General features: G+C 60.5%; 20 protein-coding genes. 6 read left to right on the top strand and 14 right to left on the bottom strand.

The window, feature by feature from the left end; all coding sequences use genetic code 11:
• Window positions 1-13: 13 nt before the first annotated feature.
• Window positions 14-268: an FmdB family zinc ribbon protein gene (locus EB809_RS11070; protein ID WP_123634882.1), complete on the bottom strand. Its 255-nt coding sequence runs from the start codon at window positions 266-268 to the stop codon at window positions 14-16.
• A 415-nt stretch (window positions 269-683) separates the two neighbouring features.
• Between EB809_RS11070 and fabR the strand changes: the two genes are divergently transcribed.
• Window positions 684-1,316, top strand: coding sequence for an HTH-type transcriptional repressor FabR (gene fabR, locus EB809_RS11065; protein WP_123634881.1), 633 nt, complete (start codon window positions 684-686; stop codon window positions 1,314-1,316).
• A 19-nt stretch (window positions 1,317-1,335) separates the two neighbouring features.
• Here fabR and EB809_RS11060 read toward each other — a convergent pair whose 3' ends face one another.
• The 6 genes from EB809_RS11060 to guaB form a co-directional block, all read right to left on the bottom strand.
• Window positions 1,336-1,770, bottom strand: a complete 435-nt coding sequence (locus tag EB809_RS11060) for an HIT domain-containing protein (RefSeq protein ID WP_123634880.1) — start codon at window positions 1,768-1,770, stop codon at window positions 1,336-1,338.
• Between the two features lie 2 nt (window positions 1,771-1,772).
• On the bottom strand, window positions 1,773-3,122 hold the full coding sequence (locus EB809_RS11055) for a UDP-glucose dehydrogenase family protein (RefSeq protein ID WP_123634879.1): 1,350 nt from the start codon (window positions 3,120-3,122) through the stop codon (window positions 1,773-1,775).
• Between the two features lie 59 nt (window positions 3,123-3,181).
• Window positions 3,182-4,165 (bottom strand): UDP-glucose 4-epimerase GalE, encoded by a 984-nt coding sequence (gene galE / locus EB809_RS11050; protein WP_123634878.1) that lies wholly within the window; start codon window positions 4,163-4,165, stop codon window positions 3,182-3,184.
• Window positions 4,166-4,225: 60 nt separating this feature from the next.
• Window positions 4,226-4,738, bottom strand: a complete 513-nt coding sequence (gene tadA / locus EB809_RS11045; protein WP_123634877.1) for a tRNA adenosine(34) deaminase TadA — start codon at window positions 4,736-4,738, stop codon at window positions 4,226-4,228.
• Window positions 4,739-4,770: 32 nt separating this feature from the next.
• On the bottom strand, window positions 4,771-6,348 hold the full coding sequence (guaA, locus tag EB809_RS11040; protein WP_123634876.1) for a glutamine-hydrolyzing GMP synthase: 1,578 nt from the start codon (window positions 6,346-6,348) through the stop codon (window positions 4,771-4,773).
• Window positions 6,349-6,448: 100 nt separating this feature from the next.
• Complete coding sequence (gene guaB, locus EB809_RS11035) at window positions 6,449-7,912, bottom strand: IMP dehydrogenase (protein WP_123634875.1); 1,464 nt, start codon at window positions 7,910-7,912, stop codon at window positions 6,449-6,451.
• A gap of 322 nt (window positions 7,913-8,234) precedes the next feature.
• On the opposite strand from guaB, the gene xseA reads away from it, so the two are divergent.
• From xseA to EB809_RS11020, 3 genes are all read left to right on the top strand, one after another.
• A complete protein-coding gene (gene xseA / locus EB809_RS11030; protein WP_123634874.1) occupies window positions 8,235-9,605 on the top strand; it encodes an exodeoxyribonuclease VII large subunit in 1,371 nt (456 codons plus the stop codon).
• Window positions 9,606-9,737: 132 nt separating this feature from the next.
• Window positions 9,738-11,612 carry a propionyl-CoA synthetase gene (locus tag EB809_RS11025; protein WP_123634873.1) on the top strand — a complete coding sequence of 625 codons (1,875 nt, stop codon included), beginning with the start codon at window positions 9,738-9,740 and terminating at the stop codon, window positions 11,610-11,612.
• Window positions 11,613-11,966: 354 nt separating this feature from the next.
• Window positions 11,967-12,176: a cold-shock protein gene (locus EB809_RS11020; RefSeq protein ID WP_123634872.1), complete on the top strand. Its 210-nt coding sequence runs from the start codon at window positions 11,967-11,969 to the stop codon at window positions 12,174-12,176.
• A 95-nt stretch (window positions 12,177-12,271) separates the two neighbouring features.
• Here the strand turns inward: EB809_RS11020 and leuA are convergent, their stop codons facing one another.
• Window positions 12,272-13,945 (bottom strand): 2-isopropylmalate synthase, encoded by a 1,674-nt coding sequence (leuA, locus tag EB809_RS11015; RefSeq protein WP_123634871.1) that lies wholly within the window; start codon window positions 13,943-13,945, stop codon window positions 12,272-12,274.
• 280 nt (window positions 13,946-14,225) lie between these two features.
• On the opposite strand from leuA, the gene EB809_RS11010 reads away from it, so the two are divergent.
• The gene (locus EB809_RS11010) at window positions 14,226-14,714 is read left to right on the top strand and encodes an Lrp/AsnC family transcriptional regulator (RefSeq protein WP_123634870.1); all 489 of its coding nucleotides are present in this window, start codon (window positions 14,226-14,228) and stop codon (window positions 14,712-14,714) included.
• Between the two features lie 4 nt (window positions 14,715-14,718).
• Here EB809_RS11010 and EB809_RS11005 read toward each other — a convergent pair whose 3' ends face one another.
• The 3 genes from EB809_RS11005 to EB809_RS10995 form a co-directional block, all read right to left on the bottom strand.
• Window positions 14,719-15,276: a lipocalin family protein gene (locus EB809_RS11005; RefSeq protein ID WP_123634869.1), complete on the bottom strand. Its 558-nt coding sequence runs from the start codon at window positions 15,274-15,276 to the stop codon at window positions 14,719-14,721.
• A gap of 18 nt (window positions 15,277-15,294) precedes the next feature.
• The gene (locus EB809_RS11000; protein WP_123634868.1) at window positions 15,295-15,918 is read right to left on the bottom strand and encodes a TetR/AcrR family transcriptional regulator; all 624 of its coding nucleotides are present in this window, start codon (window positions 15,916-15,918) and stop codon (window positions 15,295-15,297) included.
• 61 nt (window positions 15,919-15,979) lie between these two features.
• A complete protein-coding gene (locus tag EB809_RS10995; protein WP_123634867.1) occupies window positions 15,980-16,390 on the bottom strand; it encodes a PaaI family thioesterase in 411 nt (136 codons plus the stop codon).
• 199 nt (window positions 16,391-16,589) lie between these two features.
• Between EB809_RS10995 and EB809_RS10990 the strand changes: the two genes are divergently transcribed.
• Window positions 16,590-18,320, top strand: coding sequence for a proline--tRNA ligase (locus tag EB809_RS10990; RefSeq protein ID WP_123634866.1), 1,731 nt, complete (start codon window positions 16,590-16,592; stop codon window positions 18,318-18,320).
• A 53-nt stretch (window positions 18,321-18,373) separates the two neighbouring features.
• Here EB809_RS10990 and EB809_RS10985 read toward each other — a convergent pair whose 3' ends face one another.
• From EB809_RS10985 to htpG, 3 genes are all read right to left on the bottom strand, one after another.
• Entirely contained in the window at window positions 18,374-19,351 is a 978-nt protein-coding gene (locus EB809_RS10985) for a tRNA dihydrouridine synthase (RefSeq protein WP_123634929.1), read from the bottom strand.
• Window positions 19,352-19,853: 502 nt separating this feature from the next.
• Window positions 19,854-20,072 (bottom strand): DUF2835 domain-containing protein, encoded by a 219-nt coding sequence (locus tag EB809_RS10980; protein WP_123634865.1) that lies wholly within the window; start codon window positions 20,070-20,072, stop codon window positions 19,854-19,856.
• The gene (gene htpG / locus EB809_RS10975; protein WP_123634864.1) at window positions 20,072-21,976 is read right to left on the bottom strand and encodes a molecular chaperone HtpG; all 1,905 of its coding nucleotides are present in this window, start codon (window positions 21,974-21,976) and stop codon (window positions 20,072-20,074) included. Before htpG ends, EB809_RS10980 begins: the two co-directional genes overlap by 1 nt.
• Window positions 21,977-22,167: the final 191 nt, after the last annotated feature.

Below are 22,167 nucleotides of genomic sequence, written 5' to 3'. Positions count from 1 at the left end.
TGTGTTCAGAGACTCAGCCAGCCGTTGACTCAGTCTTGCTCCCGGATCCGGACTCGCCGCCCTTCTCCGCCAGATTCTTTTTGCTACCGGTCTTGAAATCGGTTTCGTACCAGCCGCTTCCGGACAGACGGAAACCGGCCGCGGAAATCCGCTTGCGGAATTTCTCCGCTTCGCATGAGGGGCACACGCTCAACGGTGCGTCACTCATTTTCTGGATGACGTCTTTCTCGAAACCACACGCATCACAGACGTATTCGTAAATCGGCATTGACTGAATCCCCACAATATAACCAACACCAGCCATCTCACTTCGCCGGGGACCGGCCTGGAACCGCCAGCCCACTGCGCCGGAGCGCTGGTCACATTATCGGAAAACCGCCGAGTCTGTCCCGTGATAACCGGGTGACCGGTACTCCCAGGCACCTGGTCCGCAACACGCGCCCGACCCATCGGTTTGAAGGCCGCATATTATAAACATAACCGCCAGCAAAATCAGGCCGCGATCATACGGAATTGTGGCGTTGTCCGGTTGCATTGAACCGGTCCGGCGACACCCGGTCGGGAACGCGGATGACGCCTCCTCCCGCGAAAGGTAACATGTGTTGCTTTTCCCGGGCCGAAAACCCTTGGAGTCCCCACCGGAATTCCAGCGCCCGCACGTATTTCTGGACCTGGAGAACAGCGTGTCCGCCCGAGCCGAACAAAAACTGAAAACCCGTCGAGCCCTGATGGATGCCGCCTTGCGCCAACTGAGCGCCGAGCGCGGATTCGGTAGCCTGAGCCTGCGCGAGGTTGCCCGGGAGGCCGGTATCGCGCCGACCTCCTTCTACCGGCACTTTGCCGAACTGGACGAACTTGGCCTGGCCCTGGTCGATGAAGGCGGCGTGGCCCTGCGTCAGCTGATGCGCCAGGCACGAAAACGCATTGCCCGTAATGGCAGCGCGATCAACACCTCCGTGGATACGTTCATGGAGTACCTGCACAACAACGCCAACCTGTTCCGACTGATGCTGCGCGAGCGCACCGGTGTTTCCAAGACGTTCCGGACGGCCATTCAGGCAGAAATCGATCATTTCGTGACCGAATTGGCGGATGACCTGCGTCGTTTTGCCGAGGAGCAGCATAAGCCGCTTTCCGACGCCAAGCTGGTTGCGGAAGCCATGGTCACGCTGGTATTCAACCAGGGGGCCGAAGTCCTCGATGCGACGCCGCGGGAGAAGAGCGAACTGCAGGATAAGCTGAAGGCGGAATTAAGAATGATACTGGTGGGTGCCCAGGCGCTGGCGCGCCAGGGGGAAAGAGGGTTCCGGACCTGAAAAAGCCAGCGCCGCCCGGTCAGGATACCGAGCGGTAGGCTGAAATCACCGGAACCAGTTTCTTCTGCATGTCTCGCAGGTCCGCTTCCGCATAGGGTGCCGCCGGCACCACACCCCAAACAGGTCCGGGCCAGGCCGGATCGCCCTCAAACCGAACCACGTGATGCAGGTGCAGCTGGGGAACCATGTTCCCCAGTGCGGCCACATTGAGCTTGTGCCCGTCGAATGCGGTCATCAGGGCCTCGCCCACCGCGCTCGACTCACGAAGCAGGCGCTGTTGATCCGGCGGCGCCAGTTCGTAGATTTCCCGGACACCCACCCGTTTGGGAATCAGCAGGAGCCAGGGATAGTGGCTGTCGTTCATCAGCCGCAATTCACTCAGCTCACTGCTGGCCAGCGGAAGCGTGTCTTCAGCGAGTTTTTCATGCAGGACAAACGGCGCTGTCCCACTCATATTCAACTCCCGGTTGCGGAAAACTGGTTTCTACCTCTGCCTATAGCATAGTAAATCAGGCCATGGCGCTCGAGCATTTCAGGCTCGTAAAGGTTACGACCGTCGAACACCACCGGATGACTCAGTGCTTCAGAAATGACCTCAAAGTCCGGCAACCGGAACTCTTTCCACTCGGTGCAGATGACCAGTGCGTCGGCCCCTTTCAGTGCCTGCTCCTTGGTGCCGCACAGCTGCAGACCGGACTCTTCGCCGTAGATCCGCTGGGTTTCCTTCATGGCTTCCGGATCGTAGGCCTGGACCTTGGCACCCGCCTTCCACAGCGACTCCATCAGCACCCGCGAGGACGCCTCACGCATGTCATCGGTGTTGGGTTTGAACGCCAGGCCCCACAGCGCAATGGTCTTGCCTTCCAGATCCCCGCCAAAGTAGTGGCTGACCTTGTCGAACAGCACGTGCTTCTGGGCCATGTTGACGGCTTCGACCGCGTTCAGCAGGCGTGCTTCGTAGTCGCAGTCACGGGCGGTCCGTGACAGAGCAGTCACGTCTTTCGGGAAGCAGGAACCGCCGTAGCCACAGCCCGGGTAGATAAAGTGATAGCCGATACGCGGATCGGAACCGATACCGCGGCGCACGGACTCAATGTCCGCACCCAGGCGCTCGGCCAGGTTGGACACTTCGTTCATGAAGCTGATCTTGGTGGCCAGCATGGCGTTGGCGGCATACTTGGTCAGCTCCGCGGAACGCACGTCCATGAAGATCATGCGGTCGTGATTGCGGTTGAACGGGTAGTAGACCTCGCGCAGGATGCCTTCGGCCTTGTCGCTGTCCGTACCGACAATGATGCGGTCCGGCTTCATGAAGTCGGCGACCGCGGCACCCTCTTTCAGGAATTCCGGGTTCGAGACCACGTCGAAATCCAGCTCTTCGCCACGTTTGTCCAGCTCGGCCCGCAGGGCGCCGGCCACTTTATCGGCCGTGCCAACCGGAACCGTGGACTTGTCGACCACCACTTTATAGCCGGTCATGTACTGGCCGATGGAACGGGCCACAGCCAGAACGTATTGCAGGTCGGCCGAGCCATCTTCATCCGGCGGCGTACCGACCGCGATAAACTGGACCTCACCATGGGCCACAGCTTCCTGGGTGTCCGTAGAGAACAGCAGGCGACCGGCTGACACGTTGTGATTGACGATCGATTCCAGGCCCGGCTCATAAATCGGGATGATGCCGTTGCGCAGCTTGTCGATTTTCTCCGGGTCCACATCCATACACAGGACTTCGTGGCCGACGTCCGCCAGACACGCACCCGTAACCAGACCCACATAGCCGGTTCCAAAGATCGTAATTTTCATGCCTTCATCCTTTCAAACGTTCAGATTTTAATCCCTTTAGGCCAGCGCAGAGAGACCGCCTACTTCTGCCGCGCCTGCCAGATTTCCTCCCAGGCCAGTGCCGTGCCGACGATGGTATCGAGATCGTCGTAGTCCGGCTGCCAGCCCAGGGTTCGGGTAATTTTCGAATTGTCCGCCATCAGAGCCGCTGGATCACCCGCCCGGCGCTCGGTTTCGGTGACCGGGAAGTCGTTGCCCGACAGGCGTTTCACCACCTCAATCACTTCACGCACCGTAAAGCCACGACCGTAACCGCAGTTCAACACGTCCGACGTACCGCCCCGCTTCATGTAGTCCAGCGCCATAACGTGGGCTTTCGCCAGGTCCTCGACGTGGATGTAGTCGCGGATACAGGTGCCATCCCGGGTGTCGTAGTCCGTCCCGAAAATCTGCATGCCATCGCGCACGCCGTTGACGCACTCACAGGCCACCTTGATCAGGTGGGTGGCTTCCGGCGTCGCCTGGCCCAGCAGCCCTTCGGCATTGGCGCCGGCCACGTTGAAGTAGCGCAGAATCACGTAATTGAGGGAGCTGGCCGCCGCCAGGTCCATGATCATGCGCTCGCTCATCATCTTGGACGCGCCGTAGGGGTTGATCGGCGCCAGCGGCATATCCTCGGTCAATACCTGTGCATCAGGCATGCCATAGACCGCCGCGGTGGACGAGAACACCATGTAGGGGATGCTGTGGCGCTCGATTGCCTTGAGCAGGTTCAGGGTATTGCGGGTGTTGTTGCCGTAATACTTGAGCGGATTGCTGACGGATTCCGGCACCACAATGTTCGCCGCAAAGTGCAGAACCGCCTCAAACTTGTGCGCACTGAACAGCGCTTCCAGCGCCTCTTCGTCCGCCAGATCGCCGACGACCAGTTCACCACAGGTTACGGCCCAGCGATGGCCCGTCGACAGGTTGTCGTAGACCACCACGTCGTGCCCGGCCTCGCCCAGCTGCCGCACCACGTGACTGCCGATATAGCCGGCGCCGCCGGTTACCAGAACTTTCATAGCTTTCCCTTTCCATTCAGCTTGTTTGTCGATGCAGGCGTCGCTGCCGCAAACCCTGCTCTACCCGCGCCTGCGACGACGCTGTTCTTTTATCGCTTTTCGCCGAGCTGCAAAGAATGTGCTTATCTTGTCACTGCATTGTGAAGCGAGTATTCCAGCCTCGACCTCAACAGACCAGTTCAAGGCTTCACTATCCAACAGACGGGCAGACGATTCCACCGCACCGGCCTTGGGCTCGGTCGCACCGTAAACCAACCGTGAAATGCGCGCATGCACGATGGCGCCTGCACACATCATGCAAGGCTCGATCGTGACATAGAGTGTGGCTCCGGACAGCCGGTAATTCCCCACCCGGCGCGCGGCATCGCGCAGCGCCCGTATTTCGGCATGGCCTGTCGGGTCGCAGCCGGAAATCGGGGCATTGAAACCAGTGCCGATTTCACGACCGTCCAACACGACAACGGCCCCAACCGGAACTTCACCGATTGAGGCCGCCTGATTGGCCAAATCAAGGGCGCGAGACATCCAGAATACATCGTCACGCGCCTGATCGCCTGTCTGTGCGGTTACCATCCCGTTAATTTCCCGACGGCTCTTGCTTCCGCTTATTCCCACTCAATGGTGGCGGGCGGCTTCGAGGAGATGTCGTACGTCACACGGGACACCCCGGAAATCTCGTTGATGATGCGGTTGGAGACGGTTTCCAGCACTTCGTACGGGAGACGCGCCCAGCGTGCCGTCATGAAGTCGACGGTCTCAACGGCGCGAACGGCGATGACATATTCGTAACGGCGCTGATCACCCACGACGCCCACCGACTTGACCGGCAGGAAGACCGCGAACGCCTGGCTTACCTTGTGGTAGAGATCGGCGCGATGCAGCTCTTCCAGGAAGATGGCGTCGGCACGGCGCAGGATTTCCGCATACTCTTTCTTGACCTCACCGAGGATGCGAACGCCCAGACCCGGTCCCGGGAACGGGTGACGGTAGAGCATGTCGTACGGCAAACCCAGTTCCAGACCGATGCGGCGGACCTCGTCCTTGAATAACTCCCGCAGCGGCTCGACCAGCTTGAGCTTCATGGTCTCCGGCAGACCACCCACATTGTGGTGCGACTTGATGACGTGGGCCTTGCCGGTTTTCGATGCAGCGGACTCGATGACATCCGGATAAATGGTGCCCTGCGCCAGCCAGTTGACGTCCTTGATGCGAGCGGCCTCGTCGTCGAAGACATCGATGAAGGTGTTGCCGATGACCTTGCGTTTCTGCTCGGGATCGGTGACGCCCTTGAGTTTGGACAGGAACAGGTCTTCGGAGTCGGAGCGGATCACCTTCACGCCCATGTTGCGCGAGAACATGTCCATCACCTGATCGCCTTCGTGCAGGCGCAACAGACCGTTATCAACGAACACACAGGTCAACTGGTCGCCGATCGCCTTGTGCAGCAGTGCCGCCGTGACGGAGGAGTCCACACCACCGGACAGACCCAGCAGCACTTTCTCGGAGCCCACTTGCTCCTGGATCTGGCGAACCGCATCCTCAACGATCTGAGCCGGCGTCCACAGCGCCTCGCAGCCAGAGATGTTCAGTACGAAGTGCTCCAGGATGCGCTTGCCCTGCAGCGTGTGGGTCACTTCCGGGTGGAACTGCACGCCATAGAGGTTGCGATCCACGTTCTGCATGGCCGCAATCGGCGCGCTCTCGGTGGATGCCAGCAGCTCGAAGCCTTCCGGCATGGCCACGACCTTGTCCCCGTGACTCATCCAGACGTCGAGCAGCGACTCGCCCTGCTCGGTCAGGTGGTCGGTGATGTCTTTCAACAGCGGACCTTCCGCGCGGACCTTCACCTGCGCGTAGCCGAACTCCCGCTTCTCGGAACTGGCCACACGGCCACCCAGCTGCTCGGCCATGGTCTGCATGCCGTAGCAGATACCCAGGATCGGGAGGTCACGGTCGAACAGGCCTTCCGGAGCCCGGGGACCACCCAGTTCGGTCACCGATTCGGGGCCACCGGCCAGGATGATGCCCTTGGGACGAAACTCGTCCAGCTCTTCCAGCGTGATGTCGAACGGGCGGATTTCACAGTAGACACCGATCTCACGGACACGGCGGGCAATCAGCTGGGTGTACTGGGAACCAAAATCCAGGATCAGAATGCGGTGGTCATGAATATTTTGAACCATGAAATCCTCAATTCAGAAAAAACGAACGGGGTACAGGACAATATCCCGCACCCCGGAACCGGTCTCAAGACCTCGTTAAAACACCCGAAAGCGCGGTCGATCAGCCCACGCGGTAGTTCGGCGCTTCCTTGGTGATGGTCACGTCGTGAACGTGGCTCTCGCGCATACCGGCGTTGGTGATGCGGGAGAATTCAGGCTTCGTCCGCATGTCGTCCATGTTGGCGCAGCCGGTGTAGCCCATGGAGGCGCGAACGCCGCCCATCAGCTGATGGACGATGGCACGCATCGGACCCTTGCAGGCCACGCGACCTTCGATACCTTCCGGCACCAGCTTCTCGACGCCTTCGCTGGCGTCCTGGAAGTAACGGTCGCTGGAGCCCTGCCCCATGGCACCCAGGGAGCCCATACCGCGATAGGCCTTGTAGCTGCGGCCCTGGAACAGTTCGACTTCGCCCGGCGCTTCGTCGGTACCGGCCAGCAGGCTGCCGACCATGACGCTGTAGGCGCCGGCCGCGAGGGCCTTGGCGAGGTCGCCGGAGAAGCGAACACCGCCGTCGGCGATGAGCGGAACACCGCGCTCTTTCAGGGCAGCGGCAACATTGGACACTGCCGTAATCTGCGGAACACCGATACCGGCGACGATACGCGTGGTACAGATGGAACCGGGGCCGATACCGACCTTGACCGCGTCCGCGCCGGCGTCTGCCAGGGCAATAGCGGCGTCGGCGGTGGCGATGTTGCCCCCAATCACCTGGACGTCCGGGTAGTTCTGCTTGGTCCAACGCACCCGTTCGATCACGCCGCGGGAATGGCCATGGGCGGTGTCGATCACGATCACATCAACGCCGGCTTCTGCGAGGGCGGCGATGCGGGCTTCGGTGTCGCCACCGGTGCCGACGGCAGCACCAACACGCAGGCGGCCCTGATCATCCTTGCACGCCAGGGGGTAATCCTTGGCCTTCTGGATGTCCTTGACAGTGATCAGCCCCTTGAGCTGGAACTCATCGTTGACCACCAGCACCTTTTCGATGCGGTTGCGGTGCAGCAGGTTCTTCACTTCGTCCAGGCTGGCGCCTTCCGGCGCGGTGACCAGTTTTTCCTTCGGCGTCATGATGTCAGAGACGCGGGTATCCAGGCGGCTCTCGAAGCGAATGTCGCGACCGGTTACGATGCCCACCAGGTCACGGCCATCCACCACCGGTAGACCGGAAATGTTGTTGGCCGCGGTGATATCGAGCAGTTCGCGAACGGTGGTCTCCGGCGTCACGGTGATCGGATCCTTCACGACACCGCTTTCGTATTTCTTGACCTTGCGAACCGCAGCGGCCTGCTGATCAACGGTCATGTTCTTGTGAATGATGCCGATACCGCCTTCCTGGGCCATGGCGATGGCCAGCTCGGAACCGGTGACGGTATCCATGGCGGCAGACACGAGGGGGATGTTCAGGGATATGCCCTTCGTCAGCTGCGTTTCGAGGCTGACATCCTTGGGCAGGACTTCGGAATAACCAGGAACGAGGAGGACGTCATCAAACGTGAGGGCTTCTTCGGCAATACGCAGCATGGGACCCGCCTTAATTTAACGTGCTAAATTTCCGGGAGGCCTGCCCCTGACAACCCCGGCACTGGAAACTCTTGCAATCCATACAGCGCGCCAGGACCGGCAGAAATCAGGGATATCAGATAAAACAAACGCTTCAGCAGCTCTTCTCACGAGGCGACGCTGGAGGAGTTGCCGAAGCGCGTTTATCATCGCTCCCTTTAATCGATCTATTATATGAGGGTGTGAATGGACAGTAAACCTGAATTCATGCCCCGTATTTGTTTATCTTTTTGAAATTTCGCCTTTTTTAAATGTTCCGATCTTCGGAAAACCCCTACAAATTATGGATATAACAGCCAACACGTCCCGGCCGCGCGCGCTTTCGGTCAGTGAACTGAACCATCAGGTGCGCCATTTACTGGAAGTTTCCTTTCTCCAGGTCTGGGTTGAAGGCGAACTGTCTTCGTTTTCGCGCCCCTCGTCCGGCCACTGGTATTTCACGCTGAAAGACGCCAAGAGCCAGATCCGCTGCGCCATGTTCCGGGGCAACAACCAGCGGGTCAGCAAGACGCCGAAGGAAGGCGATCAGATCCTGATTCGCGGCAAAGTGACGCTTTACGAAGCCCGCGGGGACTACCAGATCATCGTCGAAAGCCTGGAGCCGGCCGGGCTCGGCGCCCTTCAGCAGGCCTTCGAAGCCCTGAAAAAGAAGCTGCAGGCGGAAGGGCTGTTCGAAACGGAGCGCAAGAAGCCGTTGCCCACCGTGCCACAGCATATCGGTATCGTGACGTCACCGACCGGGGCCGCCGTCCATGACATTCTGACGGTGCTGAAACGGCGCTGTCCGGGCATTCCGGTCACCCTCTACCCGACGTCCGTCCAGGGCGCCGGCGCGGCCGACGAGATCGTGGACGCCATCCGAAAGGCCGAGCGGCACGGTGTTGCCGATGTACTGATCATTGGTCGCGGCGGTGGCTCCCTGGAAGACCTCTGGCCGTTCAATGAAGAAAAAGTCGCCCGCGCCATTGCCGAGTGCAGCCTGCCGACCGTCAGCGCCGTCGGCCACGAGGTGGATTTCAGCATCGCCGATTTCGTCGCCGATTTCCGCGCGCCCACCCCGTCCGCCGCCGCCGAACACCTGGCCCCGGATCAAACCGCCTGGTTACGCACCCTGGACCAGCAACTGCATCGCCTGGACAGCGTGATCCGTCGCATCCTGCGCAACATGAGCCAGCAGCTGGGACACCTGGGACAGCGCCTGCGGGATCCGCGCCGGGAGCTACAGGCCTACCAGCAACGCCTGGACGAACAGGAGATCCGGCTGCTGTCGACCATGCGTCAGCGCCTGTCCCGCGTCGAGCAGCAGCTGCAACAGAATCAGCAGCGCCTGTCGGCCCAGAGCCCGCAACGCCTGCTTAATGAACGCCTGGAACGCACATCCCAGTTAGGTGAACGTCTTCAGCGCGCCCTGCAGTGGCGGCTGGGCGAGCAGCGAGAACGCCTGGCCCACGCCGGTCAGGCCCTGCAACTGGTCAGCCCGCTGGCCACGCTTGACCGGGGTTACGCGATCGTCGGCACAGCCGAAAAACCGGTGGTGCGCCGGGCGTCCGATCTCTACGCCGGCGACAGCATTACCGCCCGTCTCGGCCAGGGCCATGTGGAGGCCCTGGTCACGGCGGTCTATCCGGAGGACGAGCCTCCGGAAAACAGCTGACTCCCACGCCCGGACGCTTTTCCGACGGCCGGGCGAAACCTTAGCCAATCGTCTAGTAGCGACCAAGATTTAACCACCTAAAGTGAAGGTAAATCCTCCTTCACAATGCCGATAACAACGCGAGGTGGTTCCATGGGTTACCGCGACGAATTCCGGAAATCAATCGATGCACCCGATGACTTCTGGAGAGAGAAAGCGGCGCTGATCGAGTGGCTCAAGCCTCCCGAAAAGATCCTCACACGCCACGACGAGTACACCTACACCTGGTATGAGGACGGTGAGCTCAACACGTGCGATCTTGCCCTCGACGCGCATGTCCGCAATGGCCGGGGTGACCAGAAGGCATTGATCTACGACTCCCCGGTCACCGGCCAGCAGCAGTCTTTTACCTACAGTGAGCTGACGCAGCGTGTCGCCCGCTTCGCCGGCGCCCTGGCCGAGCGAGGGGTGGCCAAGGGAGACCGGGTCATCATCTACATGCCGATGATCCCGGAAGCCGTCATCGCGATGCTCGCCTGCGCGCGCCTCGGTGCCGTTCACTCCGTTGTCTTTGGGGGATTCGCCGCCCGCGAACTGGCGGTGCGTATCGATGACGCCACACCCAAATTGATTCTCACGGCCTCCTGCGGCATCGAATTGCAGAAAGTCATTCCCTATAAGCCGCTGGTGGACGCTGCCATCGACCAGGCCGAACACAAGCCGGAGGGCTGCATCGTCTACGCGCGTCCCCAGGCGGACGCCCGCATGATCGAAGGTCGGGATTTCGACTGGGCTGAACTGGAAGCCAATGCCCAGCCGGCCGCTCCAGTGCCGGTCAAGGCGACCGATCCGCTCTACGTGCTGTACACCTCCGGCACCACCGGCAAACCCAAGGGCGTGGTACGGGATAACGGCGGCCATGCCGTGGCCATGCGCTACAGCATGTCGCTGGTGTATGGCGCGGAACCCGGCGATGTGTTCTGGGCCGCGTCCGACGTGGGCTGGGTCGTCGGGCACAGCTATATTGTCTACGCCCCGCTGATCACGGGCTGCACCACCATCCTGTATGAGGGCAAGCCGGTCAAAACGCCGGATGCCGGCGCGTTCTGGCGGGTCTGTGCCGATCACGGTGTCAATGTCGTGTTCACCGCGCCGACCGCCTTCCGGGCGGTGCGCAAGGAAGACCCCGAAGCCGACCACCTGGCGAAATACGATATTTCATCGCTGCGCCGTATTCTCCTGGCCGGGGAACGGCTCGATCCGCCCACCTATGAATGGCTGCGGGAAAAGACCGGCCTGCCGATCCTGGACCACTGGTGGCAAACCGAGACTGGCTGGGCGATTTGCTGCAACCCGGTGGGACTGGAGGCCATGCCGCCCAAACCGGGTTCGGCCACGGTGCCCTCACCGGGTTACGACGTGCAGATCCTCGATTTTGCCGGCCAACCCGTGCGACCGGGCGACCAGGGGCAGGTCGCCATCCGCCTGCCGCTGCCTCCGGGTTGCCTGAGCGGCATCTGGGGGGATTCGTCACGCTTCATCAACACCTACCTGGCTCCCCTCCCCGGCTATTACACCACCGGCGACGGCGGCTACATCGACGAGGATGGCTACGTCTTTATCATGGGCCGTACCGATGATGTTATTAATGTGGCCGGACACCGGCTGTCGACCGGCGAGATGGAAGAAGTGGTGGCCTCTCACCCGGCTGTTGCCGAATGCTGCGTCATCGGCGTGCACGATGAGCTCAAGGGGCAATTGCCCATCGGGCTGGTGTTGCTCAAGGATGGTGCCACCATCGAGCACGACGAGCTGGAGGACGAACTGGTCGACATGGTGCGCGAACGCATCGGCGCCGTGGCCTGCTTCCGTCGCGCCATGATCGTGGATCGACTGCCCAAGACCCGCTCCGGCAAGATTCTGCGCCGGGTGCTGCGCAACATTGCCGACGGCGAGGAGTACAAAGTCCCGTCGACGATCGACGACCCGACGATCCTCGAAGACATCGAAAGCCGCTTTCGATCCTGAGGCTGTACAGTCTCTGAACAACCGGTCGGCGCTGAATGAGGCGTCGACTGGTTATTGCCTGATCATCCAGCGCTCCAAATTGGCGCATTCCAGCGACCGATTCCAGCCCCTCAATGTTCTCCAACTTCCTGTTTCCAGTGCCAAAGATTTTCTTTGACGGGTCCAGAAGACGGTCTATACTAATTTTTGCTGTGGAAAGACAGCGGTATTCAGTGAAAGCGTTACCACGGTCGGCTTGAGTCGCTTTGCGTTGGTCCCTTCCTCGGTACTCTCTGTAGTTCTCAGCATTCCGGCTTTCTCCCCGGAGAAGCCTCCCGTTAAGGGCTTACCCTCAGGAATAGACAGGATAGATTCATGTCAGATACGAAAACGGGCCACGTCAAGTGGTTCAACGAAGCTAAGGGCTTTGGCTTTATCGCTCAGGAAGGCGGCAGTGACGTATTCGTCCACTACAGCGCTATCAATGCAAACGGCTTCCGCACTCTGGCCGAAGGACAACAGGTTCAGTTCACCGTGACTCAGGGCCCGAAAGGACCGCAGGCGGAAAACGTGACCCCGCTCTGATCGCTTGAAAGCCGGCAGGCCACCTCCGTGGCATGGCCCGCCAACAAAAAAGCCGACACTCAGTGTCGGCTTTTTTCGTTCCTGACCTGCAGTCGTTACGCCGTAGCGGTGCCCGAGGTTGAGGTCTGGCTCGCCTCCACATGATGGGCCACGGCAGACAGCAGCGCCTGAAGGGTTGCCGACGTGGTGTCTTCAGCCAGCGCCGCTGAGCTGTGCGGCTCGCCGTTCACCTGGATGCGGATGCAGGCCATGGCGTTGGCATTGGTGCCTTCACCCAGCGCGAATTCCTCGTAGGCTTCCACCGCGAGACTCACGTCGAACCGTTGTTCGACCGCCGCGGCGACCGCTTCCACAGCGCCCAGGCCTTCTCCGGAAAGACGCTGCTCACCAAATTCAACGGTGGCGGTGACGCCATCATCGGTGCGATGCAGATCGTAGGTCCGCAGACGCCAATCGGGGCGAACCGCCAGGTATTTTTCCTCGAACAGGCGGTGGATGGTGTCGGAATCCACTTCACCGCCTTCCGTTTCGGCAGCCTGCTGCACCACCTTACTGAACTCGATCTGCAACCAGCGCGGCATGGCGATGTTGTAGTCGCGCTCCAGCACGTAGGCCACGCCGCCCTTGCCGGACTGGCTGTTGATGCGCACCACTTCCTCGTAGCGACGACCCAGGTCACGCGGGTCGATCGGCAGATAGGCAATCTCCCACTTGTCGCCTTCCTTGTAGGTGGACAGGCACTTGCGGATCGCGTCCTGGTGGCTGCCGGAGAAGGCGGTGAACACCAGCTCACCCGCGTACGGATGACGCGGATGCGTCGGAATCTCGGTGCAGGCTTCCACCACATCGGTGATCTCGGCCATGCCGGACAAATCGAGCGTCGGGTCGATACCCTGCGAGTACAGGTTCATGGCCATGGTGACCAAGTCCATGTTGCCCGTACGCTCGCCGTTGCCCATCAGCGTGCCCTCGACGCGATCGGCGCCGGCCATGACGGCCAGTTCCGCCGCCGCAACCGCGCAACCCCGGTCGTTATGGGTGTGGACGCTGATCTGGAAATGCTCACGGTATTTCACCTTGTCGCAGATCCACTCGATCTGGTCGGCGAACACATTCGGCGTCGCCATTTCCACGGTGGCCGGCAGGTTGATGATGACCGGCTGGCCCTGATCGGGGCGCCAGACCTCGTTGACCGCATCGATCACTTCGGCGGCAAAATCCAGCTCCGTGCCGGTGAAGCTTTCCGGCGAATACTGGAACGTCCAGTTGGTGCCCGGCTGCTTCTCCGCGTACGACTTCACGATACGTGCGCCGTTGACGGCAATTTCCTTGATGCCCTCGCGATCCATTCGGAACACCTTCTCCCGCTGCACGGTCGAGGTGGAGTTGTAAACGTGGACGATCGCGTTCCTGGCGCCTTCAAGCGCCTCATAGGTCCGGGCGATCAGCTCCGGGCGGGCCTGGGTGAGAACCTGGATACGCACGTCGTCCGGCACCCGGTCCTCTTCAATCAGTTTGCGGCAGAAATCGAAATCCGGCTGGCTCGCGGCCGGAAAGCCGATCTCGATTTCCTTGAATCCAAGCTTGACCAGCAAGTCGAACAGGCGCTGCTTCTGTGCAACGGTCATCGGTTTCACTAGCGCCTGGTTACCGTCCCGCAGGTCAACGGCACACCAGGTGGGCGCGTGTTGGATAACCTGGTCGGGCCAGCGGCGATCGGTCTTTTGGACCGGCTGGAAGGCAACGTATTTGCGATGATCGAATCCCATGACGATTCCTTGCTGAGTTCAAGTAATAACGAGAATGATGTGGCCCGCCTGCATCAGGCTGACGGGCATCCTTTCCTGTGTCCGTTGGCTTTTGGCCGGGACGGGCATCGGATTGATGCCGGCTGCCTGCTTCCGGGTGACGGCCGGTAAGCGGTCGGGAACGCAGACAACGTAAACAGGATAAGAAAAATAAAGCGCAATGTGCTTGCTAATTTTCGCTCATCTCAGCCATGATTGAAAGATTCCGCCAATATTTTGATAATTAATAGCGAAACCTGCCGTGAATGACGAAAAACTCGTAAAGCTCGATCGTATTGACCGAAAAATCCTTGAGGAATTGCAACGCCATGGTGAGCTAAGCAATCAGGAGCTGTCCGAACGGGTGGGGTTGTCGCCCTCCCCGTGCTCCCGGCGGGTAAAGGCCCTGGAGGATGCCGGCATCATTGTCCGCCGGGTGACGATTCTGGATCATAAGAAGCTGGGCCTGGCACTGACAGCCATCATCCTGATCGGCATGGACCGGCACACCCCGGAGCGGTTCGAGGCGTTCGAGCGGCAGGTGGGGGAATACCCGGAAGTCCAGGAGTGCTACCTGATTACCGGGCAGGACGCCGACTACATGATCAAGGTCGTGGTGCCGGATATGGACCACTACCATGAGTTTCTGCTGAACAAGATTACGCGGATCCAGGGGGTCAGCGGCGTGCACTCCAGCTTCGTGCTGCGCCGTGTGATCGACAGCACCGCCCTGCCCCTGGGTTACCTGTAGACGACTATTCCGGCCGCGGGACCGGCGGCTGGCCGGACTGGTTGACCCAGATCAGATCCTTCACGGGGTAGCCGGCCTCCCGTGCCTGTTCCACCAGGCGGTCACGCACCTGACCATCCAGTTCGGGGCTGCGGGAGAGAATCCAGAGGTAATCCTTGTCCGGCCCGGTCACCAGGGAATACTGGTAGTCGTCCTTATCCAGCGCCATCACCACATAGCTGGCGTAGAACGGGCCGAAAAACGATACCTTGAGGTGGCCGATATCGGGGGTCTCCACAAACTTCGCAACCCCCTCGGCCTGCTCCCACTCGCCACTTTCCGCATTGAAGCCCTCGTTGAGCACGGCAATCGAGCCGTCGTCGTTCCGGGTGTAGGTCGCCTGGACATAGCTCAAGCCCTCCTCAAACGGATGCGGCAGTCGGGCAATCTCATACCAGGTGCCCAGGTATCGGTCGGGCTCAAAGCCCGAAACCGGCGTCACTTTTTCCGGAACCCCGGTACAGCCGGCCAGTATCAGCAGGTTCAAAAGGCCCAACAGGGAGGGTCGAATCAAACGGGGCATCCACACCATCACACGTCCTTATCCACGGTCAGTCATCATCAGCTCATCCAGATACGCCCGCACCATGCGTTTCAGTTCACCCAGCAGCTTTTCGGCGTCCGGCTCGGGCACCGTCACCGCCAGCCGGAGCAAACTGCCGCAGGCCCTCGGCAGCATCACGCTGGCCGCCCAGCGCCGAGAGTCCGGCAGTTGCGGGCAGTTGGCGGCCAGGTAAGCCTCAAGATCGGAAGCATTGGCGTGCAACTCCTGCAGATCGAGCGCCTGCAGTTCCGGCATGGCCTCGACGCCGGCCCAGATCGCCTTGTAGGCCGGTTCGTCGCGATAAAACAGGTAGTAGACATCCAGCAGGATCTCGACAACGGTCTCCGGCCCGCAGCTGGCCAGACGCTCCCTAAGCAACCGCTCCAGCCGCTCCACATGCCGCTCGGCGATGGCTTTCACGATTGCGGATTTGTTCGGGAAATACCGGTAGAGAGACGCCAGCGACATACCGGCGCGGCGGGCAATGGCGGACATGCTGGTGCCGTCAACGCCATGATCGTGAATGGTCAGGGTGGCGTGTTTGAGAATGGTTTCCACGCGCTCCCGGCTACGGGCCTGCAAAGGTCGGCGACGCGGGGACACGCTGTGTGTATCGATCATGTTTTCCGGCTTACCTCGTGGTCCGCCGGTAGCTACGCGCCGGTCAGGGCCGCAATGGGCCTCAGGCCGGCAGCGCGTAACTGCCGGTCACATGGGCAACCAGTCGTTCTTCCTCGCCGGACAGCAGGCGGACTTCGCAGAACGCCAGGCGGCGCCCCATCCGCAGGACAACAGCCTCAGCCACCAGGTCGGCGGGGGCGGGCTTCTGCAGGAAATTGATGTTCAGGTTACTCGTTACCGCCATTTCCACCTTGCCCAAAGAGGCCAGGATGGCGGCGTACATGGTGGCATCGGCCAGCGCCATCTGCACAGGACCGGATAACGTCCCGCCCGGCCGCACAAAATTCTCGGCAAAGGGAACGCGGGTCCGCGCAAACCCGTTGCGCACTTCATCGACGCGAAAGCCGATGTCCCCCGCCATCGGGACGCCTTCGCGGATCAACACCTCCACTTCGCTGGCACTGAGGGTCATAGACTGCTCCTGTCCTTTTTATTGGAATACGGCCGGGCCGCCTGCTCTACCTGTACGTGACCACAATGGCTCCGTACAATAGCGGGCTGATTGAATCAAAGGAATACTTTACCGGGCCGGCGGTTCATTGTCCGCACGAACGATGCGCGAGCCGACTGACCCGCCCCCATCAACCACAACAGAAGCACGGACTCCCGAGATGCGCGCAAGCCGTTATCTGATTGCCACACTGAAAGAAACCCCCGCTGACGCGGAAGTCATCAGTCACCAGCTCATGCTTCGTGCCGGCATGATCCGCAAACTGGCGGCCGGGCTCTACACCTGGCTGCCCATGGGCCTGCGGGTCCTGCGTAAGGTGGAGCGGATCGTTCGCGAGGAAATGGACAGAAGCGGCGCCCAGGAAGTCCTGATGCCAGCCGTCCAACCGGCGGAGCTCTGGCAGGAATCGGGTCGCTGGCAGCAGTACGGTGGCGAATTGCTGCGCCTGAATGACCGTCACGGCCGTGACTTCTGCTTTGGCCCGACCCACGAAGAAGTCATCACCGACATGGTTCGTAACGAGCTCAAGAGCTACAAGGACCTGCCGGCCAACTTCTATCAGATCCAGACCAAATTCCGCGATGAACGCCGCCCGCGTTTCGGCGTGATGCGCGCCCGTGAGTTCATCATGAAGGACGCCTATTCCTTCGACCTGAACCAGGCCGGTCTGGACGAGACCTACCAGGTGATGCACCGGACCTACTGCAACATCTTTGACCGCCTGGGCCTGGACTACCGCGCGGTCGAAGCGGACTCCGGCGCGATCGGCGGCAGCTCCTCACACGAATTCCACGTGCTGGCTGCGTCCGGTGAAGACGACATCGCCTTCAGCACCGGCGGTCAGTACGCCGCCAACATTGAAAAAGCCGAAGCCGTCGCCCCGACTGGCGAGCGTCCCGCTCCCGGCGAAACCATGGCCGAGGTGGATACCCCCGATCAGCACACGATTGCCGACCTCGCCAACTTCCTCAGCATCGATGCCAACCGCACGATCAAGACCCTGATCGTAAAAGGCACAGAGGATGAGGACGGCAACCAGAACCTGGTGGCCCTGATCCTGCGCGGCGATCACGAGCTTAATGAAATCAAGGCGGAGAATCTGCCGGATGTGGCCGAGCCGCTGACCTTTGCCTCAGAAGACGAGATCAAAGCCGCCGTGGGCTGTGGTATCGGTTCCATCGGGCCGGTCAACCTGACCATCCCGCTGATCGTGGACCGCAGCGCCGCCCACCTGGCGGACTTTGTCTGCGGTGCCAACAAGGACGACGTCCACCTGACCGGAGTGAACTGGGAGCGGGACGTCCCGCTGGGCCGCGTCGAGGACATCCGCAACATCGTCGAGGGCGACCCCAGCCCAACCGGCGACGGCCACCTGGAAATCAAGCGCGGCATCGAAGTGGGCCACATCTTCAAGCTGGGCAACAAGTACAGCCAGGCCATGAACGCTACGGTGCTGGACGAGAACGGCAAGTCCGCCATCCTGGAAATGGGGTGCTACGGCATTGGCGTATCGCGGATCGTCGCAGCAGCGATTGAGCAGAATCACGACGACAAGGGCATCATCTGGCCGATGGCCATCGCGCCGTTTGAAGTGGCCGTCGTCACGCTGAACGCGCACAAGTCACCGGCAGTCTTGGAAGCGGCTGAAAAGCTGTACGACCAGCTGCGCCAGGCCGGCCTGGACGTCCTGCTGGACGACCGCAACGAGCGCCCGGGCGTGAAATTCGCGGATATGGAACTGGTGGGCATTCCCCATCGGGTGGTGATTTCCGATCGTGGCCTGCAGGCCGGCACCCTGGAATACAAGGGCCGCAGCGATGCAGACCGCCAGGACATCCCGGCTGCGGACGCCCTGCCTTTCGTACTGAAAGCCACAGGCCGCCAGGCCTGATTCGGTTGGCTGCGGTGGCGCATTGCCATCGCAGCCAGTCTTTCAATGGAGCCTCAGGCGCTCACCCGCCATTCCGATCCCGCCTCAGCACTGTCCTTCAACAACCGGCAAACCTCTTCAGGCTCACTGACTCGCTTGACCTTGTGCCAACAGGCCTCGGCTTCGACGTACTGACGGCGCGTGTAGTTCAGCCACTGCTTGATGCGGCCGGTCACATAACGGCCTTCCAGGAAGGTATGCAAGGTGCGTGAATAGTCGACCAGGAGTTCGACGACACCCGCCCAGGGCAAATCCTCACAGGTTTCACCGACCTGACTGGCCTTGATCTGACGGGCCAGATCGGGACGCGCCACCAGGCCACGGCCAATCATCACGTCGTCGCAGCCGGACACCTCGCGGCAACGCCAGTAATCCTCGACGGACCAGACATCCCCATTGGCTATGATCGGCGTACGGACCCGTTCGCGAACCCGTGCGATCTCCTCCCAGTAGGCCGGCGGCCGATAGCCGTCCACCTTGCTGCGGGCGTGGATGCAGATCTCACTGGCGCCAGCGGCTTCCAGAGCCTGTCCGCAGGCTACGCCCATGGAACGGTCGTCATAGCCGAGCCGCATCTTGGCGGTGACCGGAATCGCTGCAGGGACGGCTTCCCGAACCGCCGCCACCAGGTCGTGCATCAGCTCCGGCTCGCGCATCAACACGGATCCACCACGGTGTTTATTGACCGTCTTGGCGGGGCAGCCAAAATTCAGATCCACCTGGGGCGCACCCAATTCCGCGGCTTTCGCCGCATGAATCGCCACCTGTCGCACATCGGAGCCCAACAACTGCACCGCAACCGGCACGCCGGCCTGCGTTTTGGCGCCCTGCTTCAGCTCCGGCGCAAAGCGGTAATAGACCCGCTCCGGCAACGTGCCGCGCGTCACCCGGATAAACTCGGTGACACAACGATCGATGCCGCCAACCGACGTCAGCAGTTCACGAATGTAGCAATCAACCAGCCCTTCCATCGGGGCGAGAAACAGGCGCATCAGGAAATCCAGAGAGTCTTTGGGCGCCATTGTAGAGAGTTGCGGTGCGAAAGAAAGGTATTGGTGGACCGGATAAGAACAACCCGCAATTCGGACAACGTCGTCAGCAGTCTGCTCATAGCTCATGAATGGGTCGCGAAAACTCGTGATGACCCGGAAGCAAATGGGGCGCCTTGCCGAAGGAGGGACAAGGACGTCCCGGTCGTATTAGCCGGCCAGGGATGGCCGTCTAATACAGCGAAGGCAAGGCGTCCCATTTGCTTCCCCGGCAGGAGCCCACAGTCCTGGATTTGAACATCACGCCAGCCAGTCAGTCATTGGGCCAGCGCATAGTTCACGTAGTAATCCATCCATTCAAGAAACGCCCGACTCCGCTTCGACAATGCCATGTCCCTCTCCTTTTGCGTGTGTCACAGCAAAAATCTAGGCCAGCGAAGAGAAAAGTCACAATCAATTATGACTAGGCTTTTAAAAGCGAATAGCTATAGATAGAAAGGAAAGACTAAAGGCGAGCAATATCCTTGAAGCGCCCTTCGGCATCGAAATTGATCCGGAAGGTCCCGTGAACACCGTCACGGAGGGCAAAGCGGGAAAGAATGCGGGCCGGGAAACGGACGCTGCGTCCGTCCCGGGCCACTGTGCGGACATCATGGGCCACGCCCTGATAGAGCTTGATCCACTCTTCAGGGCCGATGGCCAGGTCCACCACAATCGACTGCATCAGGCGTTGCTCATTTCCAACAACAGTCGGTTGAGCCGGCTGACATAGGAGCCGGGATCCTTGATCTGCTCGCCACTGGCCAGCGTGGCCTGATCGAACAGAACCGCAGCCAGATCGCCGAAGCGCTCATCCGAGCCCTCCTGCTCCAGGCGCGCCACCAGCGGATGGTCCACGTTGATCTCGAAGATCGGCTTGCTGTCCGGCACTTTCTGGCCGGCCGCTTCCATAATCTTCTTCATCTGTGCGCCCATATCGTAGTCGCCCACAACGAGACACGCCGGTGAGTCGGTCAGACGGTTGGTGACGCGGACTTCCTGGACACGATCATCCAGCGCCGTCTTGATGCGCTCCAACAGCCCTTTATGGGCTTCGGTCGCCTCCTCCTGATGCTTCTTGTCTTCCTCGGTCTCTTCCTCACCCAGGTCCAGCTCGCCGCGAGCCACGTCCTGCAACTGCTTGCCGTCAAATTCGGTGAGATAGCCCATCATCCATTCGTCGATGCGATCGGAGAGGATCAGCACCTCGATGCCCTTCTTGCGGAAGACTTCCAGGTGCGGGCTGCTCTTGGCGGCGGTGAAGCTGTCAGCCGTGATGTAGTAGATTTTCTTCTGACCGTCCTTCATCCGCTCGATGTAATCGGCCAGGGAGACGTTCTCGGTCGGCTCACCGGAATGGGTGGACGCGAAACGCAGCAGGCCCGCCACTTTCTCACGGTTGCTGAAGTCCTCGGCCGGGCCTTCCTTCAGGACCGTACCAAACTCGTCCCAGAAGCCCTGGTAGTTTTCCGGCTCTTTCTTCGCCAGCTTGCCGAGCATATCCAGAACACGCTTGGTCAGGGCCGACTTGATGTTCTCCACGGTGCTGTCGTTCTGCAGGATCTCGCGGGAGACGTTCAGGGAAAGGTCGTTGGAGTCCACCACGCCCTTCACGAAACGCAGATACAGCGGCAGGAACTGCTCGGCGTGGTCCATGATGAAAACACGCTGGACATACAGCTTGATGCCGCGCGGCGCGTCCCGGTTGTACAGGTCAAACGGCGCGCGCTTGGGGATGTACAGCAGACTGGTGTAATCCAGCTTGCCCTCGACCTTGTTGTGGGACCAGGTCAGCGGGTCCTCGAAGTCGTGGGCGATGTGCTTGTAGAAGCCCTTGTATTCCTCGTCAGAGATCTCGGTCCGGGGCAGTGTCCAGAGCGCGGTCGCCTCGTTGACGGTCTCGTCCTTCGGCTCGGCATCCTTGTCGTCTTCTTCGCTGCTCTCAGCTTTCATGACGACCGGGAACGAAATGTGATCGGAATATTTCTTGATCAGGTTGCGCAGGCGGTAGCCATCGGCAAACTCGCTGGCTTCCGGCTTCAGATGCAGCACGATCTGGGTGCCACGTGCGGGGCGGTCGACGCTTTCGATGGTGAATTCGCCATCGCCGGTGGATTCCCAGTGAACGCCCTCTTCCGCCGACTGGCCGGCACGACGGGTAAAGACCTCGACCCGATCGGCCACGATAAAGGCGGAGTAGAAACCCACGCCAAACTGACCGATCAGTTTGCTGTCCTTCTTCTCATCACCGGTGAGCTGACTCAGGAACTCAGCGGTACCGGACCGGGCAATGGTCCCCAGGTTTTCGATCACGTCGTCACGGCTCATGCCGATGCCGTTATCGGTCAGCGTGACGGTATTCGCGTCCTTGTCGTAGTCCAGACGAATCTTCAGATCGGGATCGTCCTCAAACAGACTGTCGTCCTTCAGGGCAGCGAAGCGAAGCTTGTCTTCAGCGTCCGAGGCGTTGGACACAAGTTCCCGCAGGAAGATTTCCTTGTTGGAATACAGCGAATGGATCATCAGGTGGAGCAGCTGCTTCACCTCGGTCTGGAAGCCCAGAGTTTCTTTCTGCGTTTCGACCGTCATGGGGAATGGTTCTCCTTGCTTGGTACCAGTCTTGTTGCTGTATTAGCCGATATTCCGACTAACCACTTTTGATCTGGCAAAGAAGATTGGGGCGCTTGCTTCCATTTCAAGCGTTTTGGGCAAGGAGGAATGCTGAGCGGGAACGTTCCGGGCGGTCAGCTTGCCTGATCGCCCGGCAGAAAATGACCGAC

The organism is Marinobacter sp. R17, from assembly GCF_003789045.1.
Classification (GTDB): domain Bacteria; phylum Pseudomonadota; class Gammaproteobacteria; order Pseudomonadales; family Oleiphilaceae; genus Marinobacter_A; species Marinobacter_A mangrovi.
Note: the sequence above shows the minus strand (reverse complement) of the source record. Positions and strands in the feature narration are given on the sequence as shown.

What these genes read in the sequence shown, in the direction of transcription:
- galE (WP_123634878.1), bottom strand. Translation starts at nt 4,165, where the DNA reads ATGAAAGTTCTGGTAACCGGCGGCGCCGGCTATATCGGCAGTCACGTG.
- EB809_RS11000 (WP_123634868.1), bottom strand. Translation starts at nt 15,918, where the DNA reads ATGATCGATACACACAGCGTGTCCCCGCGTCGCCGACCTTTGCAGGCC.
- EB809_RS11060 (WP_123634880.1), bottom strand. Translation starts at nt 1,770, where the DNA reads ATGAGTGGGACAGCGCCGTTTGTCCTGCATGAAAAACTCGCTGAAGAC.
- EB809_RS11025 (WP_123634873.1), top strand. Translation starts at nt 9,738, where the DNA reads ATGGGTTACCGCGACGAATTCCGGAAATCAATCGATGCACCCGATGAC.
- leuA (WP_123634871.1), bottom strand. Translation starts at nt 13,945, where the DNA reads ATGGGATTCGATCATCGCAAATACGTTGCCTTCCAGCCGGTCCAAAAG.
- EB809_RS10990 (WP_123634866.1), top strand. Translation starts at nt 16,590, where the DNA reads ATGCGCGCAAGCCGTTATCTGATTGCCACACTGAAAGAAACCCCCGCT.
- guaB (WP_123634875.1), bottom strand. Translation starts at nt 7,912, where the DNA reads ATGCTGCGTATTGCCGAAGAAGCCCTCACGTTTGATGACGTCCTCCTC.
- EB809_RS10980 (WP_123634865.1), bottom strand. Translation starts at nt 20,072, where the DNA reads ATGCAGTCGATTGTGGTGGACCTGGCCATCGGCCCTGAAGAGTGGATC.
- EB809_RS11020 (WP_123634872.1), top strand. Translation starts at nt 11,967, where the DNA reads ATGTCAGATACGAAAACGGGCCACGTCAAGTGGTTCAACGAAGCTAAG.
- xseA (WP_123634874.1), top strand. Translation starts at nt 8,235, where the DNA reads ATGGATATAACAGCCAACACGTCCCGGCCGCGCGCGCTTTCGGTCAGT.
- EB809_RS11070 (WP_123634882.1), bottom strand. Translation starts at nt 268, where the DNA reads ATGCCGATTTACGAATACGTCTGTGATGCGTGTGGTTTCGAGAAAGAC.
- tadA (WP_123634877.1), bottom strand. Translation starts at nt 4,738, where the DNA reads ATGGTAACCGCACAGACAGGCGATCAGGCGCGTGACGATGTATTCTGG.
- EB809_RS10995 (WP_123634867.1), bottom strand. Translation starts at nt 16,390, where the DNA reads ATGACCCTCAGTGCCAGCGAAGTGGAGGTGTTGATCCGCGAAGGCGTC.
- EB809_RS11005 (WP_123634869.1), bottom strand. Translation starts at nt 15,276, where the DNA reads ATGCCCCGTTTGATTCGACCCTCCCTGTTGGGCCTTTTGAACCTGCTG.
- EB809_RS10985 (WP_123634929.1), bottom strand. Translation starts at nt 19,351, where the DNA reads ATGCGCCTGTTTCTCGCCCCGATGGAAGGGCTGGTTGATTGCTACATT.
- EB809_RS11055 (WP_123634879.1), bottom strand. Translation starts at nt 3,122, where the DNA reads ATGAAAATTACGATCTTTGGAACCGGCTATGTGGGTCTGGTTACGGGT.
- guaA (WP_123634876.1), bottom strand. Translation starts at nt 6,348, where the DNA reads ATGGTTCAAAATATTCATGACCACCGCATTCTGATCCTGGATTTTGGT.
- htpG (WP_123634864.1), bottom strand. Translation starts at nt 21,976, where the DNA reads ATGACGGTCGAAACGCAGAAAGAAACTCTGGGCTTCCAGACCGAGGTG.